This window comes from Waltera acetigignens (assembly GCF_025567015.1).
In the GTDB taxonomy this organism is placed as follows: domain Bacteria; phylum Bacillota; class Clostridia; order Lachnospirales; family Lachnospiraceae; genus Acetatifactor; species Acetatifactor acetigignens.
The window spans coordinates 153742-156633 of record NZ_JAOQJO010000007.1 but is presented as its reverse complement, the minus strand read 5'-3'; the positions used below and the strand labels follow the sequence as shown (position 1 = coordinate 156633).

The 2892-nt window shown below is 37.4% G+C and carries 4 protein-coding genes and 1 pseudogene; all 5 read left to right on the top strand.

Translation table 11 applies throughout. The features are described 5' to 3' along the window. Positions 1–74: 74 nt before the first annotated feature. A pseudogene (locus tag OCV96_RS08725) lies at positions 75–464 on the top strand (hypothetical protein); the annotation flags it as partial. Positions 465–475: 11 nt separating this feature from the next. Next, a complete protein-coding gene (locus tag OCV96_RS08720; RefSeq protein ID WP_262594289.1) occupies positions 476–1462 on the top strand; it encodes a hypothetical protein in 987 nt (328 codons plus the stop codon). A gap of 22 nt (positions 1463–1484) precedes the next feature. Beyond that, the gene (locus tag OCV96_RS08715; protein ID WP_243279629.1) at positions 1485–2051 is read left to right on the top strand and encodes a hypothetical protein; all 567 of its coding nucleotides are present in this window, start codon (positions 1485–1487) and stop codon (positions 2049–2051) included. Between the two features lie 54 nt (positions 2052–2105). After that, positions 2106–2321 carry a hypothetical protein gene (locus OCV96_RS08710; protein WP_243098785.1) on the top strand — a complete coding sequence of 72 codons (216 nt, stop codon included), beginning with the start codon at positions 2106–2108 and terminating at the stop codon, positions 2319–2321. Between the two features lie 34 nt (positions 2322–2355). Then, a partial coding sequence (locus tag OCV96_RS08705; RefSeq protein WP_262594280.1) for an H-NS histone family protein occupies positions 2356–2892 on the top strand: 537 nt, incomplete at its 3' end.

Genomic DNA, 2892 nt, shown 5'->3' with positions numbered 1-2892 from the left:
TCCTCCTACCAACCTTGATATAGATTAAATAATGATGTAGAAGACTGCTATTGGTCTATGACTACATCATACCAGGAGGTAATGGTACAGGTCTTTCTTATTGTCTTAAATATGCGGATGATTCGACGGATGAAAATCCTGTGGTGTTAGCGAAAGGTGTGGATGAAAACGGGAAAGAGTTTGAGCAAAGAATTTATATCAATGATGTTAATCCATCAAATGCTACAGTAGTCGAAATGCGTGCATTGGAGGCACATTACAAAGTGGAAAAGCAGGGAGGTTTCACGTCTCTGCCGCTTGAAGCTGGTAATATGGGACTTAACGACAGAAGAGATTTTATTGCAATGTTCAAAAAAAGCATAGAAGATTTAAACAAATTGGGAAGGTTTGACTTATCGTTGCTTTGGACGAAAAGTATGGATACATATCTTAATTTGCCAAATGCAAATAGTAAGTACAAATAAGGCTTAGCTATTTGGACATAGAAGGAGAGAATTTAGAAAAAACGAAGGAGATTGAGACAATGCAGTCAATATCAAGTTATATTAATCCTAATACAAGAGGACTTACATCTAATTACAAAAATACAGCAATTAAAGATAAGGAAACCTATAATGAGGCGATGTCGCAGCACTTGCTAAATCCGGTAGAAGATTTGGTTCAAGTGTTAAAAACACCTATAAAATTGGCGAAGAGTTCGTCACTTAGCAGACAGAATAATTCTGTTAATATTGCGGAAGGGCAAAGAATCCGTGTTAATGGAGGTCATGTGCTTACGGCTACGGCGCATGGAGTAGAGGTTTCTGGTGGAGATAATCCGTATGATACACAATCATATGTAAAAGCACAGAGAATGGCAGATGCATTGGCATCCATGCTGCGAAATGCAGGTGGGACAATGACTACTGTAGCACATTCAAAGGAGGAATATGCCCGGTATACAGAAGGAATTACGGATGTTATGTCTTATCTGGGTATAGACACTTCCAAAGATTTTACGGTCAATGGTATGAAATATAGCAAAAATAAAGATGGCTGGTATGAGTCAGAAGCGAACAGTGATGCGCAGGCGGCATATGAACAGTTAAAAGCGAATAACAGAACCTATCAGTTTGCAGACGAAAAAACCAAAAAACAGATTGCTTATATTAGTGATTATTACCTTCAAACAGTACCGGAGAGTGTAAAAGCGGCGTGGCAGGAAACATTAGAAGAAACGGGGGTTAATCCATTTCAGACTGATTTATCCAGTACATTAACGCAGCTATCTGTGGAGCAGGATTTTCAGACAGGTGGTAATGATAATATTTTTGGAGAAACGAAAGAAAGCTGTTTGGCAGCTATCAACAAAATATTGGAGAGAATAGAAAATCCGCTGGCAGCAGTTACAGATGAAAGGGCAGCATATCAGCAACAGGAAAAAGAATTTTATACCGTACTGGCATCTAAAATAAGAGAATAAAATGCCGGGAGGAATTTAAAAAATGATTGGAAGTATAGGAGCGGAGAGCCGTTATTCAACAGGTTATAACAACCTAAAACCAAATCGGAACCAGAATAAGTGGGCTGACACTTTGGCTCAGACGGTGGATAAGGAGGATATTAGCAGTAGAGCGGATATCAATCGTGCTAAGAAAAGTACAGTGATGGATTCTTATCTGGCACTGTCAGGAAAAACGATAAATACTTTGAAACAGGAATATTCAGAGTACGAATCCGAAAATTATAGAATCGTACCCGATAATGAAGCTGAATGTTTTGATATATACAATAAAGACGGGGAGCGTTTGGGGGCATTTTCCTATTCTGATATAAAAATAAGACAGGATGAAACAACAGGAAAGCAGTTTTTGATTTCTGAGCATGGAACGATGAGTTACGATGCCCTGGTATTAGATGATGAATTAAAAGATGAATTGCAGAATGTAATGGATAAAGATTCGCTGGATGTGGAGACTTTGCAGGGATTTACATTAAATACACATTCAGGTACCGGCATCCAGTATTTAGTAAAAGACGGTGAAGGAATAAAGATATATATACAAGTATGAAACTAATAGTATGAACAGACAATGAGATTCTGTATTTTAGAAATATAATATTTTTTGGAACAGACAGAGAAAAATCGGAATCTTGCAGACAAGCAGATTGCACTGACAAAAGGCGGAACATTAAATTTAACTATTTTAACATTAGATGGTTATGGTGTTCAAATTCAGAGTCGGGGGGTTAATGTATTGCTGAATACCAGTATCGGCTGGAAATATGAAATGACTCCGGCAGAATTTCCAAGAAAAATTTTATTCCATTTACTGGAATGAATATAACGCAGTAGAGAATGGAGGGATTATAAATATGGTAAATATGGTAAATACCGCTGTAAATAACAATATTTATGCAGGAAGAAAACCTGGTTCAAAATATAACCAGTCACATACTTTTCAACAAAAGGAAGTATTAGAGGTACCGGGTGGTGCAGCAGTTAACAAATATGCAAATGTTCAAGAAATCTATGAGGCATTAAAATATAACGCGTCATATAGAGTAGATAAACAGGAGCAGGATGAAATTGCTGAGAAAGAAATTCAAAATGAAGAACCAGAAATAAGCAATGATTCCAGTGAAAAAATGACAGCATGGTACCAGGGTGTTCCTTTGAAAGAATGGGCATTAACGGATCCTAAATACACGGATTCAGAAACGGGAATTTCATGGTATATTAGAGACGGAAAATATCCGTATATGGTAGGTGAGGATGCAGAAAAGTTCCGAAAACTTTGTGAAGAATCCGGGGAGTTCCCTCTAAAGAAATTTGGGGAAATGACGGGATTAATACAGAAATTAGATGACAATACAGTAGCGTATGTGGGTGATAACGGAATTGCAGTTAAA

What these genes read in the sequence shown, in the direction of transcription:
- OCV96_RS08715 (WP_243279629.1), top strand. Translation starts at nt 1,485, where the DNA reads ATGATTGGAAGTATAGGAGCGGAGAGCCGTTATTCAACAGGTTATAAC.